The following is a 15,586-nucleotide window of genomic DNA, read 5'->3' as shown; positions in this document are numbered from 1 at the left end:
CTGCTTCCCGGTGCGGATCATGGCTGTCTTCTACTTGAGTGAATCGACTTCGCGGGGATGCGATGCGATCTGGTGCTGCGGTGATGGTGCGGTGGCTGTGCGCGCCAGACGCCTGCGCTCAGGCAGCGACGGGTTGCGTGGTGGCATAGGCGCGCTGGCAATAGACCAGCGGCGAAACGGCGTCGGCGTGGCTGGCCGCCAGCACATGCGCGATGAATATGCTGTGGCTGCCGACCTCGTAGGACTCCGCCACGCGGCAGTCCAGCGTCACGCTGGCGGCCTGGCTGCATGGCGCGCCGGTCTGCAAGGTGCCCCAGTCCCCGTTGGCGAAGCGCTCCGGCATGGGCAACGCACCGGCCCCGGCGAACACTTGCGACACGGCGGACTGCGCGGACTGCAGCCAGTTCACGCTGAGCACGCCGTTGGTCTTGATGACGGCATTGGCGTAGCTCTTGCGGTTGATGCAGACCAGCACCGTGGGCGGGTTGTCGCAGACCGAGCACACCGCCGAGCAGGTGACACCGGCCACGCCGGCAGCACCGTCGGTGGCGATCACGGTCACCGGCGTGACGGCCTTGGCGAGTGCTTCGCGGAAGGCCTGCGCCGTGATGCCGGGATGCGCGTCGGGCGTCTGGTCATGCGCGGTGTCGTGGGCTGCAAAGGGAAAGCCTGGCATGGTAGATCCTCCTTTCGTGGACATTGCCCGATGCTGGGGAAGTCTTCGCACCATCATCGGGAAGAACACTGCATGTCTGTCTCTGGTGCGCTTTTGTGTGTGCGTCCGGCGCGCATCTCGCGGCTTCCTGTGTTCAAGGCCGTGCGTTGAAAGTAGACTAAATGGAATGCCGGCCTTCTACTATCGAGACGAAGTCATGGACACTATTCCTTCGCGGAATGAAGACGAACTGGGCCTCCATCACCTGCAGGTATTCGAGGTCCTGCTAGCCGAGCGCAGCCTGACCAAGGCCGCGCGCGTGCTCAATCTCACGCAGCCTGCGCTGAGCAAGACGCTGGCGCGGCTGCGGCTGTATTTCGGCGATCCCCTGTTCGTGCGCGTGGCGCTGCGCATGGAGCCCACGCCCAAGGCGCTGGCGCTGGCCGAGCCGGTGCGCGGCATCCTCGAGCGCATGCGCGCGCTGCGCTCGGACCACGTGCCGTTCGATCCCGCCAAGGCGGAGCGCACCTTCAGTTTTTTCATCACCGATGCGGGCGTGGCGCAGATGCTGCCGCCGATCATCAACCACCTCGGCATCGCGGCGCCACGCGTGCGCGTGCAGGCCGTGAACTGCGATGCGCAGCACATCGACCTGTGGCTGGAGTCGGGGCTGGTGGATATCGCGGTCGGCTCGTTTCCCAACCTCACGCAAGGCGTGCGGCGGCAGCCGCTCTGGCGCGAACGCTACGTGGCGGTGACGCGCGCCGGCCATCCGCGCCTGGGCCCGACGACGGACCTGGCGGAATTCGCGGCGGAGAAACACGTGCTGGTCACGGCGGCCGGCACCGGGCACGAGCACCTCTCCATCGAGCGCGCGCTGGAGGCTGTCGTGCCGCGCGAGAACATCGTCTGCCGCGTGCCGATGTTCACCGCGGCGGCGATGATCGTCAGGCATTCCGATGCAGTGGTGATGCTGCCGATGACGCTGGGCACAGTGCTGGCGAGGGACATGGGGCTGCAAATGGTGGAGTCGCCGCTGACGCTGCCCAGCATCGAGATCGCGTTGTACTGGCACGATCGCGTGCACCGCGAGGCGGGCAACCAGTGGATCCGCTCGGTGCTGCGCACGCTGTTCCAGCGGCAGGATGCGGCGCGGCCGGAATAGGGGCGACGCCTTACAGGTAAACCCTTCGGCGAGCGCCGGTTATAGTCTTTATGCTCGGGCCCGCGCTGGAAGCGCAGCGTTTCACGCCATAGCATTCGCTGCATGCGTCCCGGGCGTGTTGCCCCGGTCGTTCACGCGGATGCCTACCGTGCGGGAGACGAATCCATGAGAGTCATCACCGAAGCAAGCGAATTCGCGCCACGCGGCGCGGTTGTGTCCATCGGCATGTTCGACGGCGTGCACCGCGGACACCGGCGCGTGCTGTCGCTGCTGCGCGCGCGCGGCCGGCAGGCCGGGCTGCCCGCCGTGGTGGTGACGTTCGATCCGCACCCGCGCGCCGTGGTCCATCCCGACGGGCCGCCGCCATTGCTGTCGAGCCTGGACGAGCGCCTGGCCCTGCTGGCTGCCACCGGCGACGCCGATGCCTGCCTGGTCCTGCGCTTCGACAGGCAGCGCAGCGCGCAGGCCGTGGAGGACTTCGTGGGCACCACGCTGGCCGGGCAACTGGGCATGCGCGCGCTGGTGGTGGGCGAGAATTTCGCATGCGGACGGGGCCGCAAGGGCAAGGTCGACTACCTGCGCATGCTCGGGGCGCTGTGGGGATTCGCGGTGGAGCCCGTGCCGCTGCGCGGGCCGGCGGAGGCCGTCGCGGGCAATCATTGCTCGTCGAGCGAGACGCGCCGCCTGATCCAGCTTGGCGAAGTCAGGGCAGCCGCGGCACTGCTGGCGCGACCGCACGAGATCAGCGGTGTCGTTGCCGCGGCGCAGGCGCCATCGGCGCTGCAGGTGATGTTGCCGCAAGGCATGTGCATGCCGGCCGCGGACGACTACGCCGGCGCGGTGCGGTGCGCGGGGCGCGCGCTGCCATGGACTCCGGCGATCCTGCGCGTGATCCCGGCATCCGCTGGCGGCATGCGCGCGGTGCACCTGCTCACGCGCGAAAACATCGATGCAGCCTGCGGCGAGCGCATGACGCTGCGTTTCTTTCACCGCGCCAACGAACTGGCGCAGGTGGAGGAGCTGGCCGCGGCGTGAGCGGCCGCGCGGCGCATCGCGATGATTGCCGCCAACCGCGTTGCGCCCTTACAGGGCCGCACCCTGTGCGGGCGCGGGCTTCGCGGCGAGCGTGGCCGACCGGGCTTGCGCTCCGGCGGTGCTGTTCCTGGTGATGAGGCTGGTGATCTCTGCATCGGCCTGCTTGGCGTAGCCGCAATAGACGTCGGTGCTGTATGCGGTCTTCCTGACCGCGCCGGGCTGTGCGCGGTCACGCTTGGTGGTATCCATGTCGGCCTGCATGGACAGGCCGGTCTGCAGCGAGCCGCGCGCCACGTAGTCTTTCTGACCTGTCAGATAATGGCCTGAAAAAACCCGAGCTCAGGCCGCGAACGCGAACTTGTCGAGCAGGCGCAGGAATTCTTCAAACTCGGCCGTGCTGAAATCCTTCAGGCGCGCGTTCAGCACTTCGGGAGCGATCTCGGGAATCCGTGCGGCCACGGCGCGGCCCTTGTCGGTCAGTTCCAGGTTGACCACGCGGCGGTCTTCGATACTGCGCGAGCGGGCCAGCAATCCCTTCTGTTCCAGCTTGTCCAGCATGCGGGTCATGAGGCCGGAGTCGATGACCAGGAGCTTGCTCAGCTCAAACGGCGTGGTCGCCGTCCCGCGCGAGAGCGACAGCACGATGCCCATTTGCTGGGCGGTGATGTCCAGTTCCTTGAGCGCCGCATCCATTTCCATCAGCACGAGGTTACGGGCCTTGTTGAGGAAGAACCCGACACTTTGCGTGAGGTTGAAGCTCTCGTTGGTGTAATGCCTCATCGTCTTTCCCCCTCGTTCGTCGTTGCGCTGTCTGGATAGTATTTGCGCAGTCAGATAATTGCAAGGTCAGAATCTACGTTTCATTCGTTGGCGGGGGGTGTGCCGGAGTATGAGGCCGTCATGGCACCTGGATGCCCGGTGCCGCTGGCTACGGCGCCTGGCCCGGCCGGCGAAGCGGCTGGCGGGAGAATCCCCGAAACATGGCGATGACGGTGCCGGGGGTGGCGCAACCGAGGGCCTGCGCGACCGCTTCGCGGGTTGTCCGAAGACGGCGATCCGGCTAGGGAAGTCGTGCCGGGCACGGCCGGAGACGCGAGCGGCGAGAGCGTATCTTCGCCGGCGAGCGCGAATCCGCCGCTGGCGGTTGGCTGGGGAAGGGGGATTGGACGGAAGAAGGAAGCCTGGCCTCCGGAAGAATACCGGCGGCCAGGCCTGGATCGCCGCGCCGCGCGCGCGGCGATCCAGAATGCAACCTGGAATCGCGGTGTCCGCGAGATCAGCGCGACGCCCTTATTGGGACTTTGCGCCGTCAGTGTACGGGTCGGGCTTGCCGGCCTTGGCGCCGTCGGTGTAGGGGTCGGGCTTGCCAGCCTTGGCGCCGTCGGTGTACGGATCGCGCTTGCCCTGCGTAGCGTTCAGGTCGGACCGCGTGGATTGCTTGGCACCGTCCGTGTAGGTATCGAACTTGCCGGATTTCGCGCCGTCTGTGTAAGTGTCGAATTTGCCGGTTTTGGCGCCGTCGGTGTAGGGATCGGCTTTCTTTTGCTGGCCATAGCTCGCGCCAGAGGCCACAGCGGCGGCGACCAGTAACGTCATTGTGAGTACTTTGCGCATCGTTTGCTCCAGGAGTAATGACAGAATGCATTGGGACCAGCCATCGGCGCCTAGCCGACGGTCGTCCTAGCCTATGCTGTGTGTCGCACAGTTAAATCGTAGGAGCGAAACCGGGGAGGCCGTAGGAAAACGTTGTAAGTGCTTGTTGCTTGATGCGCGAACCGCCATTGGCACCGCTTGATGTGCCTCTTGTGGAATATAAAGGGGTACCAAGGGAGGCTGAAGCGTTTCATGCGGTGCATGGATGGCCGTTGATCCGATTCCGTAAGAGGCTTCCCAAAGATTCTTCTGAAAACTCCTTGACTATCTATCTACCAGTAGGTAATATTCTGCTCATGGAAGCCACTGCTCCGCCCCAGCAAGAAAGCTGAAGCAGGAAAGAGGATCCAGCGCAGTACCGGGGACACCCCGTTTTTTTTGGCCAGACAGTCTATCTACTAGTAGATAACAGCCAGGGGAAGCGAAGGACTCCAGAGCGCCTTACCGATTCGATGTCCGCCCCAAGCGCGGATCCTCAAAGTGAAATGGAGAACATCATGAACGCCAAGCTCATCGCCAAGACCCTCATCACCGCCGCTACCCTTGCCGCCGCTTTCGCTGCCGGCCAGGCACAAGCCTCGGGCCCCAAGGACAGCAGCTTCGCCGGTGACAAGTACGGCTATGTGTTCCGCACCGACGCCCGCAACGCTTTCACCGACGGCGCCCGCAACGGCAGCCGCGATGCCTTCACCGACGGCGCCCGCACCGGCAACCGCGATGCCTTTACCGACGGTGCCCGCACCGGCAAGTTCGACCCGTACACCGAAGGTGCCCGTATCGTGGCCGGCCTGGACCGCGTCGGCGTGTCGGCCAGCCCGGCGCGCAACGGCAGCCGCGATGCCTTTACCGACGGCGCCCGCAACGGCAACCGCGACGCCTTCACCGACGGCGCCCGCACCGGCAACCGCGATGCCTTTACCGACGGCGCCCGCACCGGCAAGTTCGACCCGTACACCGAAGGTGCCCGTATCGTGGCCGGCCTGGACCGCGTCGGCGTGTCGGCCAGCCCGGCGCGCAACGGCAGCCGCGACGCCTTCACCGATGGCGCCCGCAGCGGCAACCGCGATGCCTTCACCGATGGCGCCCGCACCGGCAAGTTCGATGTCTTCACCGAAGGCGCCAACGCCTGAACACAGTCGGAGATGGTTCCGGATCGCGACAGGGGGTAGCCGGCAAGTGCCGGCTATCGCACCCGGTGGGGCGTCCGGCTGGCAATTGCTACTAGTCTGGAGTGCATGATGAATCTACGAGACAGCTTCCTGATCGTGGTCGGCTGGGTCGGGCTCTGCCTGGTCAGCGGCTCTATGGTCACGGTGGTCGCCCAAGTGCTGCCTTCCTGAGCAGCCTGGGTGGCTTTTTGCGACTGCACATGGAATTGGCTTGAGGATCTATCGACAGATAGATAAGATCACGCTATGAAAACGCAATCCGTACGCGAACAACTGCTCGAACATACGCTGGTGCTGATCCGCCGCCGTGGTTTCAACGGCTTCAGCTATCGCGATCTTGCCGAGCTGGTCGGGGTAAAAACCTCGAGCATCCACTATTACTTCCCCGCCAAGGACGACCTGGTGCTGGAAGCGGTGAAGGAATACAGCGCACGCGTCACAGAGCGGATCCGCAACATCGACGCCAGCCTGCCGCCGCATGCCCAAGCCGAGGTGTACCTCAGCTTCCTGCGCAATGCCGCCTGCGGTGACCAGATCTGCCTGGCTGGCATGTTGTCGACCGAAACCCTGTGCCTGCCCGAGACGGTACACGCCGAGCTCAAGACGTTCTACCGCATGAACGAGAACTGGCTGATGGGGTTGATCGAACGCGCGCAGAAGGACTACGACAAGGTCTACCTGGTACCGCCGAAGGCGCTGGCGCAAGTGATCTACGGTGCTTTGCAGAACGGCCTGGTAGTGGCACGCCTGTTCGGCGCGCCCGAACGGCTGGAGGCGGCAGCGCAATTGCTGATGGCTTCGCTGTCGGAGTAGAAGTCAGACCAGGCTAGGAGTCAAACCTCGCACGCCAGTCAAGCAGGAAGGGAAACAGGCAGGACGGCAGACAAGCAGGAAGGCAGGCGCTGAGTTGCGTAGTGTCGCCTGCCCGGTACTACCCGGGACAAGAAGGTTGTCGGAGTTCAGGCGCTGAACCCCGACAGCCTTTTTTCATTTGCGGCGCGCGCGGGCGCCTCCGGCAAGACTCACGCTACTTGCGTTCCACCGCGCGCCAGAACCCGCCATCCTCCACCACAGCCCCGTCGACGACCAGTTTGTTCAGGTGCGCGAGCAGGGAGCGCTGTGCCACCGGCAGCATGCGCTCCGGCACATCGTCGTACACGCGCAGCAGCAGGACTTCGAGCGCACTGTCGCCAAGGTCACGCAGCGCGTTCAGCACCTTGGCCTCGCGCTGCAGCCGGTGCCGGATCAGCGTGCGGATCGCATCGGCTGGCTTTGCCATCAGGAACCCGTGTCCCGGCGCCAGCCACTCCAGGTCCTCCTGCTGCAACGCGGCCAGCGATGCCAGGTAGGCGTGCATGTCGCCGTCGGGCGGATTGATGACAACGGTGGAACCCTGCATCACGTGGTCGCCGGTGAACAGGGTTTTTTCCTCCTCCAGCAGGAAGCACAGGTGATTGGAGGCATGGCCCGGCGTGTGGACTACGCGCAGGGTGCAGTCCCCGCCCAGCGCCAGCCGTTCGCCGTGCTCCAGGACGCGGTCCGGCCGGAAGGTCTGGTCCTGGCGCGGTGTGTCCGGCGCGGGCCGGCCGAGCACGGGCGCGCCGGTGGAGGCCTTCAGCTTCGGCGTGCCCGGGGAGTGGTCGAGGTGGGTATGGGTGGCCAGGATCCAGCGCACCGGTCCGGGCGCCGCGGCTAGCACGGCGGCCAGGTGAGCCTCGTCGTCCGGGCCCGGGTCGATCACCGCCCATTCGTTGGTGGCGGGATCGCCCACGAAATAGGTGTTGGTGCCGGGACCCGTCATCACGCTGCCGTTGCCGGCGGTCACGCGCCATACGCGGTCGGACAGGCGCATGGCCAGGCCGGTCGCCAGCTCGTAGCGAGCATGGCCTTCTCCATGCGGGTCGATGCGCTCGATCTCGGCATAGGGCGGCTCGCTCGGCAGCACGGGGCGCAAGCCACCGCTGCCCTGGGCCAGGCGCGGCATGATGCGCGCCACGCCACGCAGCTGCGCGGCATGGTCGAAGCACGCTTGCGCCGTCTCGAAGCGGGCAATCGCGGTGAGCGTGCGCCGGGTCACCGGCACGAACTTGTAGCCCTTGGCGGCGTCGAGGGCGTCGCTCGGGCGCACCCAGATATGCTCCATCGCTTCATCGCCATCGTGCACGGCAGTCTGGCCTGCCGGCGCCAGGGCGACGAAAAAGCGGGTATCGAAGCGCTTGGGCAGGCCGGGCGGCGTGAGCCAGTGGCTGTGATAGGCGAGGCGGTCCACCGCCAGGCGCACGTCGAGGCGCTCGCAGATCTGCGCCATGCCGGGCCCGCCGCTGCGGGCGGACTGGCGCAGCCAGCCATGCTGTTGCGCATCGCGCGCCTGCAGCGCATCGAGCCCGACCAGCGTGCCGGCGGAATCGCTTGCGAACAGCAGGCCGGCTTCTTCGAAGCATTCGCGCACTGCCGCGAGGTAGAAGTCCAGTCCGCCGTCGGGGACGCCGAGGCGCTGGCTTGCCGCCGCGTCGTCCAGGCCGGCACAGAATGCATGCAGGCTCCGGTCCTGGGGGTCCAGCGTGCCGCCGGGAAAGACGAAGGCGCCGCTGCTGCGATCGTCGTTGCGCTCGGGACGGCGCACCATCAGGACTTCCATGCCTTTGGCACCGTCGCGCACGACCAGGATGCTGGCTGCGTGACGCAGGGAGGAGGGACGTGATGCCGGGGGGGATCTGGGTACGGAATGTGGGGCGTTGCCGCTCTTTTGTTCTTCGCTCATGTCTGGCGGATGTCTCGGTGTGCTGGCAGGGTCAGGCCATAGTGTAGCGGCATCGCCCGGTTATGCCACCGAGGGAAAGCGAGACATGGCTCGCGATGCCTTGCCATGTAATGTGTGGTGCCACGGCGCCGGCTCGCGCATGCCGGGCCCGGCGCGCCTCGGCGATGTCCCGGCTGGCGCGCGAGAAGGCGGGGCCGCCGCGTCTGTCCGCAGTGGTCCGGGGAATCGATAAAGGCGGAGGCATGCTTTGCCGCCTAACATGCAGTCAAAAGCCGGCGCCGATCCGGCCGGATCCACGGGAGGAGGGAAGATGAACCGCAAAGGCCTGATCGATGCAGCCGAAGTCCTGGAAGACCTGGCGGCCGGCCTGCAGCCGGACCACGGCCGCCTGGCCGCGGGGGCCCATGCCCTGGGCGCCATGCATGCCGATCATCCGTCGTGGCGCGATATGACGGACGCCGCCTTCGGCCTGCAGGCGCTGGCCGCCGGCGGCGCGCTGGACCTGGACCAGAAGGGGCGCGCCCGCGCCGCCCGGCTGGCCGAGGTGGTGCGCAGCCTGGTGGACTCGCTCTAGGCGGCAGGGCAGGCGGCAGGCCAGGCGGCACAGGGTGCGCTGCCGGCCCGGCCTGGCTGGACTGCCTAGAAGGCCACCATCGCGAAGTCCTCCTTGCCGACGTCGCACAACGGGCAGCGCCAGTCATCGGGGATATCCTCCCAGCGCGTGCCGGGCGCAATCCCTTCCTCGGGCAGCCCGGCGGCTTCGTCATAGACCCAGCCGCAGATGATGCACACCCACTGCCTGAACTCGATGGCGTTGGAGGGCGACGTCGGTTCTTGCTCCACGGCGGCGTCTTGCGTCGCAGCCGGCGCGGGCGCAGCCGCGACAGCGGGCTCGTCCAGGCTGAATACCAGCGGCGCGGCCGTGCCTTGCCCGGGTGCGGCCAGCTTTTCCTGCAGCAGGGTCAGGAGCCGTTGCGCCTCTTCGGCGGTGAGGTCGATCCAGTACGGGTCTCCCGCACCGTCGTTCAAGCGCGCGGGGGAAAACTGCAGTTCTACTGCGGTGCCTTTCTTGTACATGCCTATGGAAATGAATGCGCGGCCGCCCGGTGGCAGGTCACGCGCGGGGCGGAGCGGAATTGGCGGTGGAGCGACCCCTGCCCGGGTCGGATAGCCCCAGCGGCCCGGCCAGCCATTGCTGGAAATCGGCGACGACATTCTCGTTCAGTTCGTGGCCGATCGGGTAGCGCCGCAAGCTGTGCGCGACGCCGAGTGCATCCAGCCACTGGCCGGCGCGTTGCGCCCAGGTCACGGGCAGCTTGTTGTCGAATTCGCCATGGGCGATGAACGCGGACAAGCCGGCGAGCGCCGCGCGAGGCGCGATATGGGGTTCGATCTCGGGCAGGATGCGGCCGCTCAGCACGGCGAAGCCGGTCACGTCGGCGGGCGCGCTGAGCGCCACGCCGGCGCTCATGATGCCTCCCTGGCTGAAGCCGCCGATCACCGTGCGCACGGGCGGTGCGTCATCTTCCGCGCCCTCCGCGCGGTCCAGCGCATGCAGGGCCCGCACCAGCGTGATCAGCTGGCGGCGGCTGCGGTCCGCTTGCGCGGCGTCGATGGCGGGCGCGCCGCCCTGGAAACTGACTTCGAAGAAGCCATACTGGCCCGGCGCGAACGTGAGCGGCCCGCGCACGAGCACGACCTGCACGCGCGGATCGGTCAGCGCGGCCAGGCCGGCGAGGCTGGTCTCGTTGCTGCCGACGCCGTGCAGCAGGATCAGGCGACCTGCGGGTGCGGCGGCAGGGTGGGCCTGACGCAGACGGTAGCGCAGCCCGCTGGCGGAATCTTCGGTCTGGGGGCCGATCTCGGCACTGCCTGGCAGCATGGGATCTCCTTGGTCAGGCCGCGACCGGCGCGGCGGCGGCCTGCGGCTGGCCGAAGACATAGGACTCCATCGACAACACGCCGTAGTCGATGCCGCCGTCGATCACCTGCAGCGCTTCGCCGGCCACGGCCGCGCCGACGGCCACCAGCAGCGGCAGGAAATGCTCGTCGGTGGGATGCGCGCGGGCGGCATCCGGCGCCAGCCGCCGATAGTCGAGCAACGCGGCGGTATCGCCGTCCTGCATGGCCTTGCGTACGGCTTCGCGCACCCAGGCCGTGAACCTGGCGACGTAGGGCGCATCGGTGCCGTCGCGGCCGCGGAACTCGTAGAGGTTGTGCGTCATGCTGCCCGAGGCCACGATCAGCACGCCCTGGTCACGCAGCGGCGCGAGCGCGCGCCCCAGCGCCAGTGCGCCGGCCGGGTCCAGCGGCTGGGGCAGCGAGACCTGGAACACTGGCACATGGGCATCCGGGTACAGATGCCGGACCGGCACCCAGGCGCCATGGTCCAGGCCGCGCTGCGGATCGGCACGGGCAGGGATGCCGGCCTCGCCCAGCAGGGCCACGGTGCGCATGGCCAGGTCGGGATGCCCCGCCACCGGATAGCGCAGCGCGTACAAGGCCGGGGGGAAGCCGCCGAAATCGTGGATGGTTTCCGGGCGTTCGGTGGTCGTCACGCCAACGCCGCCGCGCGTCATCCAGTGTGGCGACACCACCAGCACGGCCTTCGGCGTGGGCAGGGCGCGGCCTAGCGCGGTCAGTTGCGGGCCTGCCAGGCCAGGCTCGATGGCAAAGGTGGGTGCGCCGTGCGAAACGAACAGGGCGGGAAGTGCGGCTGACATGAATACGCTCCGATGGGCCGCGGCACGCCGGCTTGCGCGGGCGTCATGGCCGATTTCGATGGCGCAAGTGTATTAGCTTCGCTGGCCACGATAAACGGCAATCCATGTGATATATAGTCTCGAAAATCGGGACAATCGAATCAAGAGACGAGGACGCCATGGACCGGGCCCTGGAAATGAGTGTGTTCGCCGCGGTGGTCGAGGCGGGCAGCTTTGTCGGAGCGGTGGAGGGCCTGCGCATGTCGAAGGCCGCGGTGTCGCGCCATGTGGATGCGCTGGAGCAGCGTCTGGGCGTGCGGCTGTTGCAGCGCACCACCCGCCGCCTGTCGCTGACCGAGGAAGGCAGGATCTTCTACCAGCGTGCCAAGGAAGTGCTCGGCGCGCTGGACGATGCCGAAGCCGAGATCACCTCGCGCACGCGCGAGCCGAGCGGGCTGATCCGCATCAACGTGCCGCTGACCTTCGGCATCATGCATCTCGCGCCGCTGTGGAGCGCCTTCATGGAAGCGCATCCGCAGGTCGATCTGGACATTACCCTCAACGATCGCGTGGTGGACCTGGTCGACGAAGGCTATGACATGGCCGTGCGCATCGGAGATATGCCAAGTTCGGCACTGATCAGCCGCCGGCTTGCCGGCACCCGCATGACCCTGTGCGCCTCGCCGGCCTACCTGCAGCGGCACGGCGAGCCGCGCCATCCGCATGAACTGGCGAAGCACCGCGTGCTGGCATACGCCAACTGGTCCGGCCGCGACGAATGGCACTTCGAAGGCCCGGATGGCAAGGTGAGCGTGAGCACCCGCGCGCGCGTCTATGCCAACAACGGCGACACCTGCCGCGCCATCGCGCTGGCGCACGGCGGCATCATGCTGCAACCCAGTTTCCTGCTGCAGGAAGACTTGCGCAGCGGCGCGCTGGTCGAGCTGATGCCGGCATATCGGGCGGGCGAACTGGGGGTCTACGCCGTCTACCCGACGCGCAAGCAGCTGCCGCTCAAGGTGCGGCGGCTGGTGGACTACCTTGTGCAGGCATTCGCCAGTGTGTCGTGGGAGAGCGGGCCGGGCGGCGACGCTTCTTCGGCGGGGCCGGGCTAGCCGGACTACCCGGCGGCGCCCGCTGCCGTGACCGATGTGGCCGCAGTGGCCGCAGTGGCTGCAGTGGCTGCAGTGGCTGCGGCTTCCGCAACGATCGCCTCAGGCGCCGCGGCCACCTTCGGCTGTGGTCCGGCGGACACCACGTCATGCACGAAGCGCAGCTTCTCGACCGCCTTCGGCGAGAGCGCGAACGGGTAGCCGTCGGCAAGGCCCAGGCTGCGGTTCAGGCTGTTGAGTACATAGGTCAGCGGATACCAGCGGTTCATCAGGCTATCGAAGCTGGATTCCTCCACCGGCGTCTGGTCCGTCAGTACGGGCTCCCCGGCGGTACTCGGCTTGAGCGCCAGCCCGCAGGCCGCGGCGGTGTCCACCGTATCGACGATATGGAGGTAGTGCGCCCATGTCTCCGCCCAGTCCTCCCACGGATGCATGGCCGCGTAGGCGCTCACGTGCGCCTGCTCCCAGCCGTCCGTCGCGCCTTGCTCGTAATGCGCCGCCAGCGTGTCGGCGTAGTCCACGCGCTCATCGCCGAACAAGGCGCGGAACGGCACGATCCAGTGCGTGCCGGCAACCAGCCGGTCGAAATAGTAGTGGCCGATCTCGTGCCGGAAGTGGCCGAGCAGCGTGCGGTAGGGCTCGCCCATCTCCGAGCGGGTCTTCTCCCGGTGCGCGTCGTCGGCCTCCGCGATATTCATGGTGATGAGCCCGTTGTCGTGGCCCGTCATCACGCGCTCGTCGCCGACGTCCTCGAGGAAATCGAACTGCAGGCCGCCCTCCGGATCGGCTTCGCGCGAAACCACCGGCAGGCCGAGCGCGGCCAGCGTGTAGAGCGCCCGCCGTTTCGCCGTCTCCAGCCGCCACCAGTAGAGGCGGTTGTTCGGCGTCGCCAGGAACGGCGTCGTGCGGGTCAGTTCGCACGACTCGCAAAGCGTGTCCTCGGAATCCGCCGGAATCATCCAGTTGCAGACATCCTGGACCGCGTAGTTGTGGCACTGCTTGTAGAGCGCGCCGTCGGCCCCCTCGTTCAGGCAGCGCCAGAGCCCGTCGCCGGCAGGCTCGAACGCGCACACCTGCGAAATCGCCGGGACATAGCCGAGCAAGGCATTGCACCGCTCGCAGGACACGTTCTCGAAGAACACCAGGTTGCTGCATTTTCCGCAGTGGAAAGTCTTCATGGCTCGTCCCTGTGATCCTTGTGACCCTGCGACCCTGCCGATCCGGCCGCACCGCCAAGCAGCCGGTGCCGTTCGTACCCTCCGGCCGATCTTGCCGCAAGTGTGCCGCGTGTGCCGCGTGTGCCGCCAGCGCATGTCACGTCCGCCGGGCAAAAGGCCGGCACCAGCCGGCACGCCAAGTCCGGGCTGCAAGTTTTACATGGCGGCGTTACAACCGCGTGGGCCAAGATCGCGCAGCCGGGTCGTCGGGTGGCCCGGCAGCGATCGCGGCTATCGCAGCTTATCGATGCTATTGCTGGGGGGAATCCCTGCCGGTCCTGGCGGTGCGGTCGGCCGGCTGCGTGCTCTGCGGGTCCCGCTGGCCGGGCTGGGCGGTCTTGCGGCCTTCACCGGGCTGTTCGATATGGTTTCGTTGCCGGGAGCCGCCGCGTTCCGCCGGGCTCCGCACTCCATGCGGGGGATTCATGGTCATCTCCGTTTGCTGTGGCTTGTGCATGGCTGGCCGGGGGCGTCGCCGAAGGCGCGCTGCCGCCATGCTATCCGGATCGAGCAAGAGGCGTGCCACGAAAGAGGTGGCCGCGGCGGGGGGCGGGAGGGCCGGCAGAAAGCCGTCCGGCGTGAGATCATGGCCGCCTGTTTTCTCAACTTCGGCAAGGGGAGTATCGAATGACCATGGCAAAGGAAAAAGCCATCCTTGCGGGCGGCTGCTTCTGGGGCATGCAGGATTTGCTGCGCCGCTATCCCGGCGTGCTCGCCACGCGCGTCGGCTATAGCGGCGGCGACGTCGCCAACGCTACCTACAGGAGCCACGGCACGCATGCCGAGGCGATCGAGATCGTCTTCGATCCGCAGAAGATCAGCTACCGCCAGATCCTGGAATTCTTCTTCCAGATCCATGACCCGACCACGCGCAACCGTCAGGGCAACGATGTCGGCACGAGCTATCGCTCGGCGATCTTCTACGCGGACGACAAGCAGAAGCAGGTAGCCGAAGCCACCATCGCGGATGTCGACGCGTCGGGAGTCTGGCCGGGCAAGGTCGCAACGGAACTGGCCCCGGCGGGACCGTTCTGGGAGGCGGAGCCGGAACACCAGGATTACCTCGAACGCTACCCTTCGGGCTATACCTGTCACTTCGTCCGGCCGAACTGGCGGCTGCCGGCAAAGGCCGGGGCCGGCGGCTGAGGCCGCGGCTACAGATACAGCTACGGCACCTTCAGGCGCATGAAGAACCGTGAAGGTGCATGAAGGCGGCCCAGGGCGCCTTTGCGAAGGCCGCCGGGCCGGCATGGGTGCGTGGCACTCAGTCGGCTTCGCCGCGGCGCAGGACTTCGCCTAGCGCGGCTTCGATCTTCGCCGCGATTTCCTGAAGCGGCCCGGCAAAACGCCGGATGGCTTCCTGCGCGTCGATGGCAGCCGACAGATACACGACATTGAGGCTGCCCAGCACGCGCTCGCCGTGCCGCAGCGGTACGGCCAGCCCGCCGATCTTCCTTTGCTCGGCCCAGTCGCCGCGATTGGTGCTGAAGCCGTCGGCACGCACGCGTTCCACCAGCTTGCGTATGAAGACTGCATCGTTGGCCAGGGCGGCCTGTTCGGCACCGCCCGCGCCCGCACGCAACATGTTCAGCATGTTCTCGCGCTGGACCTCGCTGCAGTAGGCCAGGTAGGCACGCCCGGCCGACGTCAGCAGCAGCGGCAACCGCCGCCCCACCATGGCGCGGTGGAACGACAGCGGACTGAAGCGATGCGTGGTCTCGCGGATGATCATCGCGTCCCCGTCCGGCGTGACAAGGTCCGAAGGCCACGCCACGCGCTGCAGGAGTTCTCCCATCAGCGGCGCGGCCACCGTCGAGATCCACTCGTCATCGGTGAACCCTTCGCTCAGCCCGCGCACCTGCAGCGTCAGCCGGTAGCTTTCATCGGAATCGCTGCGCCTCACCAGGCCTTCGGTCATCAGCGTCTCCAGCAGGCGGCGCACCGTGGTGCGGTGCAGGCCGGTTTGCTCGCTGAGTTGCTGCGCGGTGGCGCGCCCGCTCTCCATGCGGTTGAGCGCCTGCAATACCGCCAGCCCGCGCGACAGGCCGCGCACGCTGGCATACGTCGAAGATCTTGCCGTTGTCGAGACAGGCACAAAAATCCTTTATAAATCAACG

At 67.1% G+C, this 15,586-nt stretch carries 17 protein-coding genes; 7 read left to right on the top strand and 10 right to left on the bottom strand.

Annotated elements, in window-relative coordinates; genetic code table 11:
- Positions 1 to 118: 118 nt before the first annotated feature.
- Positions 119 to 676: a flavin reductase gene (locus AC1DKV_RS11640; RefSeq protein ID WP_441623595.1), complete on the bottom strand. Its 558-nt coding sequence runs from the start codon at positions 674 to 676 to the stop codon at positions 119 to 121.
- Positions 677 to 872: 196 nt separating this feature from the next.
- Here AC1DKV_RS11640 and AC1DKV_RS11635 point away from each other — a divergent pair, with 196 nt between their 5' ends.
- Positions 873 to 1,820 (top strand): LysR family transcriptional regulator, encoded by a 948-nt coding sequence (locus AC1DKV_RS11635; protein WP_441643257.1) that lies wholly within the window; start codon positions 873 to 875, stop codon positions 1,818 to 1,820.
- 165 nt (positions 1,821 to 1,985) lie between these two features.
- Complete coding sequence (locus tag AC1DKV_RS11630; protein WP_441623591.1) at positions 1,986 to 2,855, top strand: FAD synthetase family protein; 870 nt, start codon at positions 1,986 to 1,988, stop codon at positions 2,853 to 2,855.
- A gap of 48 nt (positions 2,856 to 2,903) precedes the next feature.
- On the opposite strand, the gene AC1DKV_RS11625 is transcribed toward AC1DKV_RS11630, so the two are convergent.
- The 3 genes from AC1DKV_RS11625 to AC1DKV_RS11615 all read right to left on the bottom strand — a co-directional run bounded on the left by AC1DKV_RS11625 (position 2,904) and on the right by AC1DKV_RS11615 (position 4,469).
- On the bottom strand, positions 2,904 to 3,149 hold the full coding sequence (locus AC1DKV_RS11625; RefSeq protein ID WP_441623589.1) for a hypothetical protein: 246 nt from the start codon (positions 3,147 to 3,149) through the stop codon (positions 2,904 to 2,906).
- Positions 3,150 to 3,194: 45 nt separating this feature from the next.
- Positions 3,195 to 3,635, bottom strand: coding sequence for a MarR family winged helix-turn-helix transcriptional regulator (locus AC1DKV_RS11620; protein ID WP_441623587.1), 441 nt, complete (start codon positions 3,633 to 3,635; stop codon positions 3,195 to 3,197).
- A 510-nt stretch (positions 3,636 to 4,145) separates the two neighbouring features.
- Complete coding sequence (locus tag AC1DKV_RS11615; protein ID WP_441623585.1) at positions 4,146 to 4,469, bottom strand: hypothetical protein; 324 nt, start codon at positions 4,467 to 4,469, stop codon at positions 4,146 to 4,148.
- 536 nt (positions 4,470 to 5,005) lie between these two features.
- Between AC1DKV_RS11615 and AC1DKV_RS11610 the strand changes: the two genes are divergently transcribed.
- Together AC1DKV_RS11610 and AC1DKV_RS11605 are read left to right on the top strand one after the other, a co-directional pair.
- Positions 5,006 to 5,638, top strand: a complete 633-nt coding sequence (locus AC1DKV_RS11610) for a copper resistance protein CopQ (protein WP_477137607.1) — start codon at positions 5,006 to 5,008, stop codon at positions 5,636 to 5,638.
- 285 nt (positions 5,639 to 5,923) lie between these two features.
- Entirely contained in the window at positions 5,924 to 6,490 is a 567-nt protein-coding gene (locus AC1DKV_RS11605; RefSeq protein ID WP_441619841.1) for a TetR/AcrR family transcriptional regulator, read from the top strand.
- Between the two features lie 214 nt (positions 6,491 to 6,704).
- On the opposite strand, the gene AC1DKV_RS11600 is transcribed toward AC1DKV_RS11605, so the two are convergent.
- The gene (locus AC1DKV_RS11600; RefSeq protein WP_441619839.1) at positions 6,705 to 8,438 is read right to left on the bottom strand and encodes an MBL fold metallo-hydrolase; all 1,734 of its coding nucleotides are present in this window, start codon (positions 8,436 to 8,438) and stop codon (positions 6,705 to 6,707) included.
- Positions 8,439 to 8,748: 310 nt separating this feature from the next.
- On the opposite strand from AC1DKV_RS11600, the gene AC1DKV_RS11595 reads away from it, so the two are divergent.
- On the top strand, positions 8,749 to 9,012 hold the full coding sequence (locus tag AC1DKV_RS11595; protein WP_441619837.1) for a hypothetical protein: 264 nt from the start codon (positions 8,749 to 8,751) through the stop codon (positions 9,010 to 9,012).
- Between the two features lie 65 nt (positions 9,013 to 9,077).
- Here the strand turns inward: AC1DKV_RS11595 and AC1DKV_RS11590 are convergent, their stop codons facing one another.
- From AC1DKV_RS11590 to AC1DKV_RS11580, 3 genes are read right to left on the bottom strand one after another with little or no spacing between them, the layout of a single operon-like run.
- Positions 9,078 to 9,515: a rubredoxin gene (locus AC1DKV_RS11590; RefSeq protein WP_441619835.1), complete on the bottom strand. Its 438-nt coding sequence runs from the start codon at positions 9,513 to 9,515 to the stop codon at positions 9,078 to 9,080.
- A 37-nt stretch (positions 9,516 to 9,552) separates the two neighbouring features.
- Entirely contained in the window at positions 9,553 to 10,320 is a 768-nt protein-coding gene (locus tag AC1DKV_RS11585; protein ID WP_441619834.1) for an alpha/beta hydrolase, read from the bottom strand.
- Positions 10,321 to 10,333: 13 nt separating this feature from the next.
- Positions 10,334 to 11,161 (bottom strand): dioxygenase family protein, encoded by an 828-nt coding sequence (locus AC1DKV_RS11580; protein WP_441619832.1) that lies wholly within the window; start codon positions 11,159 to 11,161, stop codon positions 10,334 to 10,336.
- Between the two features lie 158 nt (positions 11,162 to 11,319).
- On the opposite strand from AC1DKV_RS11580, the gene AC1DKV_RS11575 reads away from it, so the two are divergent.
- Complete coding sequence (locus tag AC1DKV_RS11575; protein ID WP_441619830.1) at positions 11,320 to 12,255, top strand: LysR family transcriptional regulator; 936 nt, start codon at positions 11,320 to 11,322, stop codon at positions 12,253 to 12,255.
- Between the two features lie 5 nt (positions 12,256 to 12,260).
- On the opposite strand, the gene AC1DKV_RS11570 is transcribed toward AC1DKV_RS11575, so the two are convergent.
- The gene (locus AC1DKV_RS11570; RefSeq protein WP_441619828.1) at positions 12,261 to 13,430 is read right to left on the bottom strand and encodes a zinc-binding metallopeptidase family protein; all 1,170 of its coding nucleotides are present in this window, start codon (positions 13,428 to 13,430) and stop codon (positions 12,261 to 12,263) included.
- A 666-nt stretch (positions 13,431 to 14,096) separates the two neighbouring features.
- On the opposite strand from AC1DKV_RS11570, the gene msrA reads away from it, so the two are divergent.
- Entirely contained in the window at positions 14,097 to 14,615 is a 519-nt protein-coding gene (gene msrA / locus AC1DKV_RS11565) for a peptide-methionine (S)-S-oxide reductase MsrA (RefSeq protein ID WP_441619826.1), read from the top strand.
- 118 nt (positions 14,616 to 14,733) lie between these two features.
- Here msrA and AC1DKV_RS11560 read toward each other — a convergent pair whose 3' ends face one another.
- Positions 14,734 to 15,564 (bottom strand): DNA-binding transcriptional regulator, encoded by an 831-nt coding sequence (locus tag AC1DKV_RS11560; protein ID WP_441619824.1) that lies wholly within the window; start codon positions 15,562 to 15,564, stop codon positions 14,734 to 14,736.
- Between the last annotated feature and the right edge of the window lie 22 nt (positions 15,565 to 15,586).

This window comes from Cupriavidus sp. 05T41 (assembly GCF_056396525.1).
This window is presented reverse-complemented; position numbering and strand designations above follow the sequence as displayed.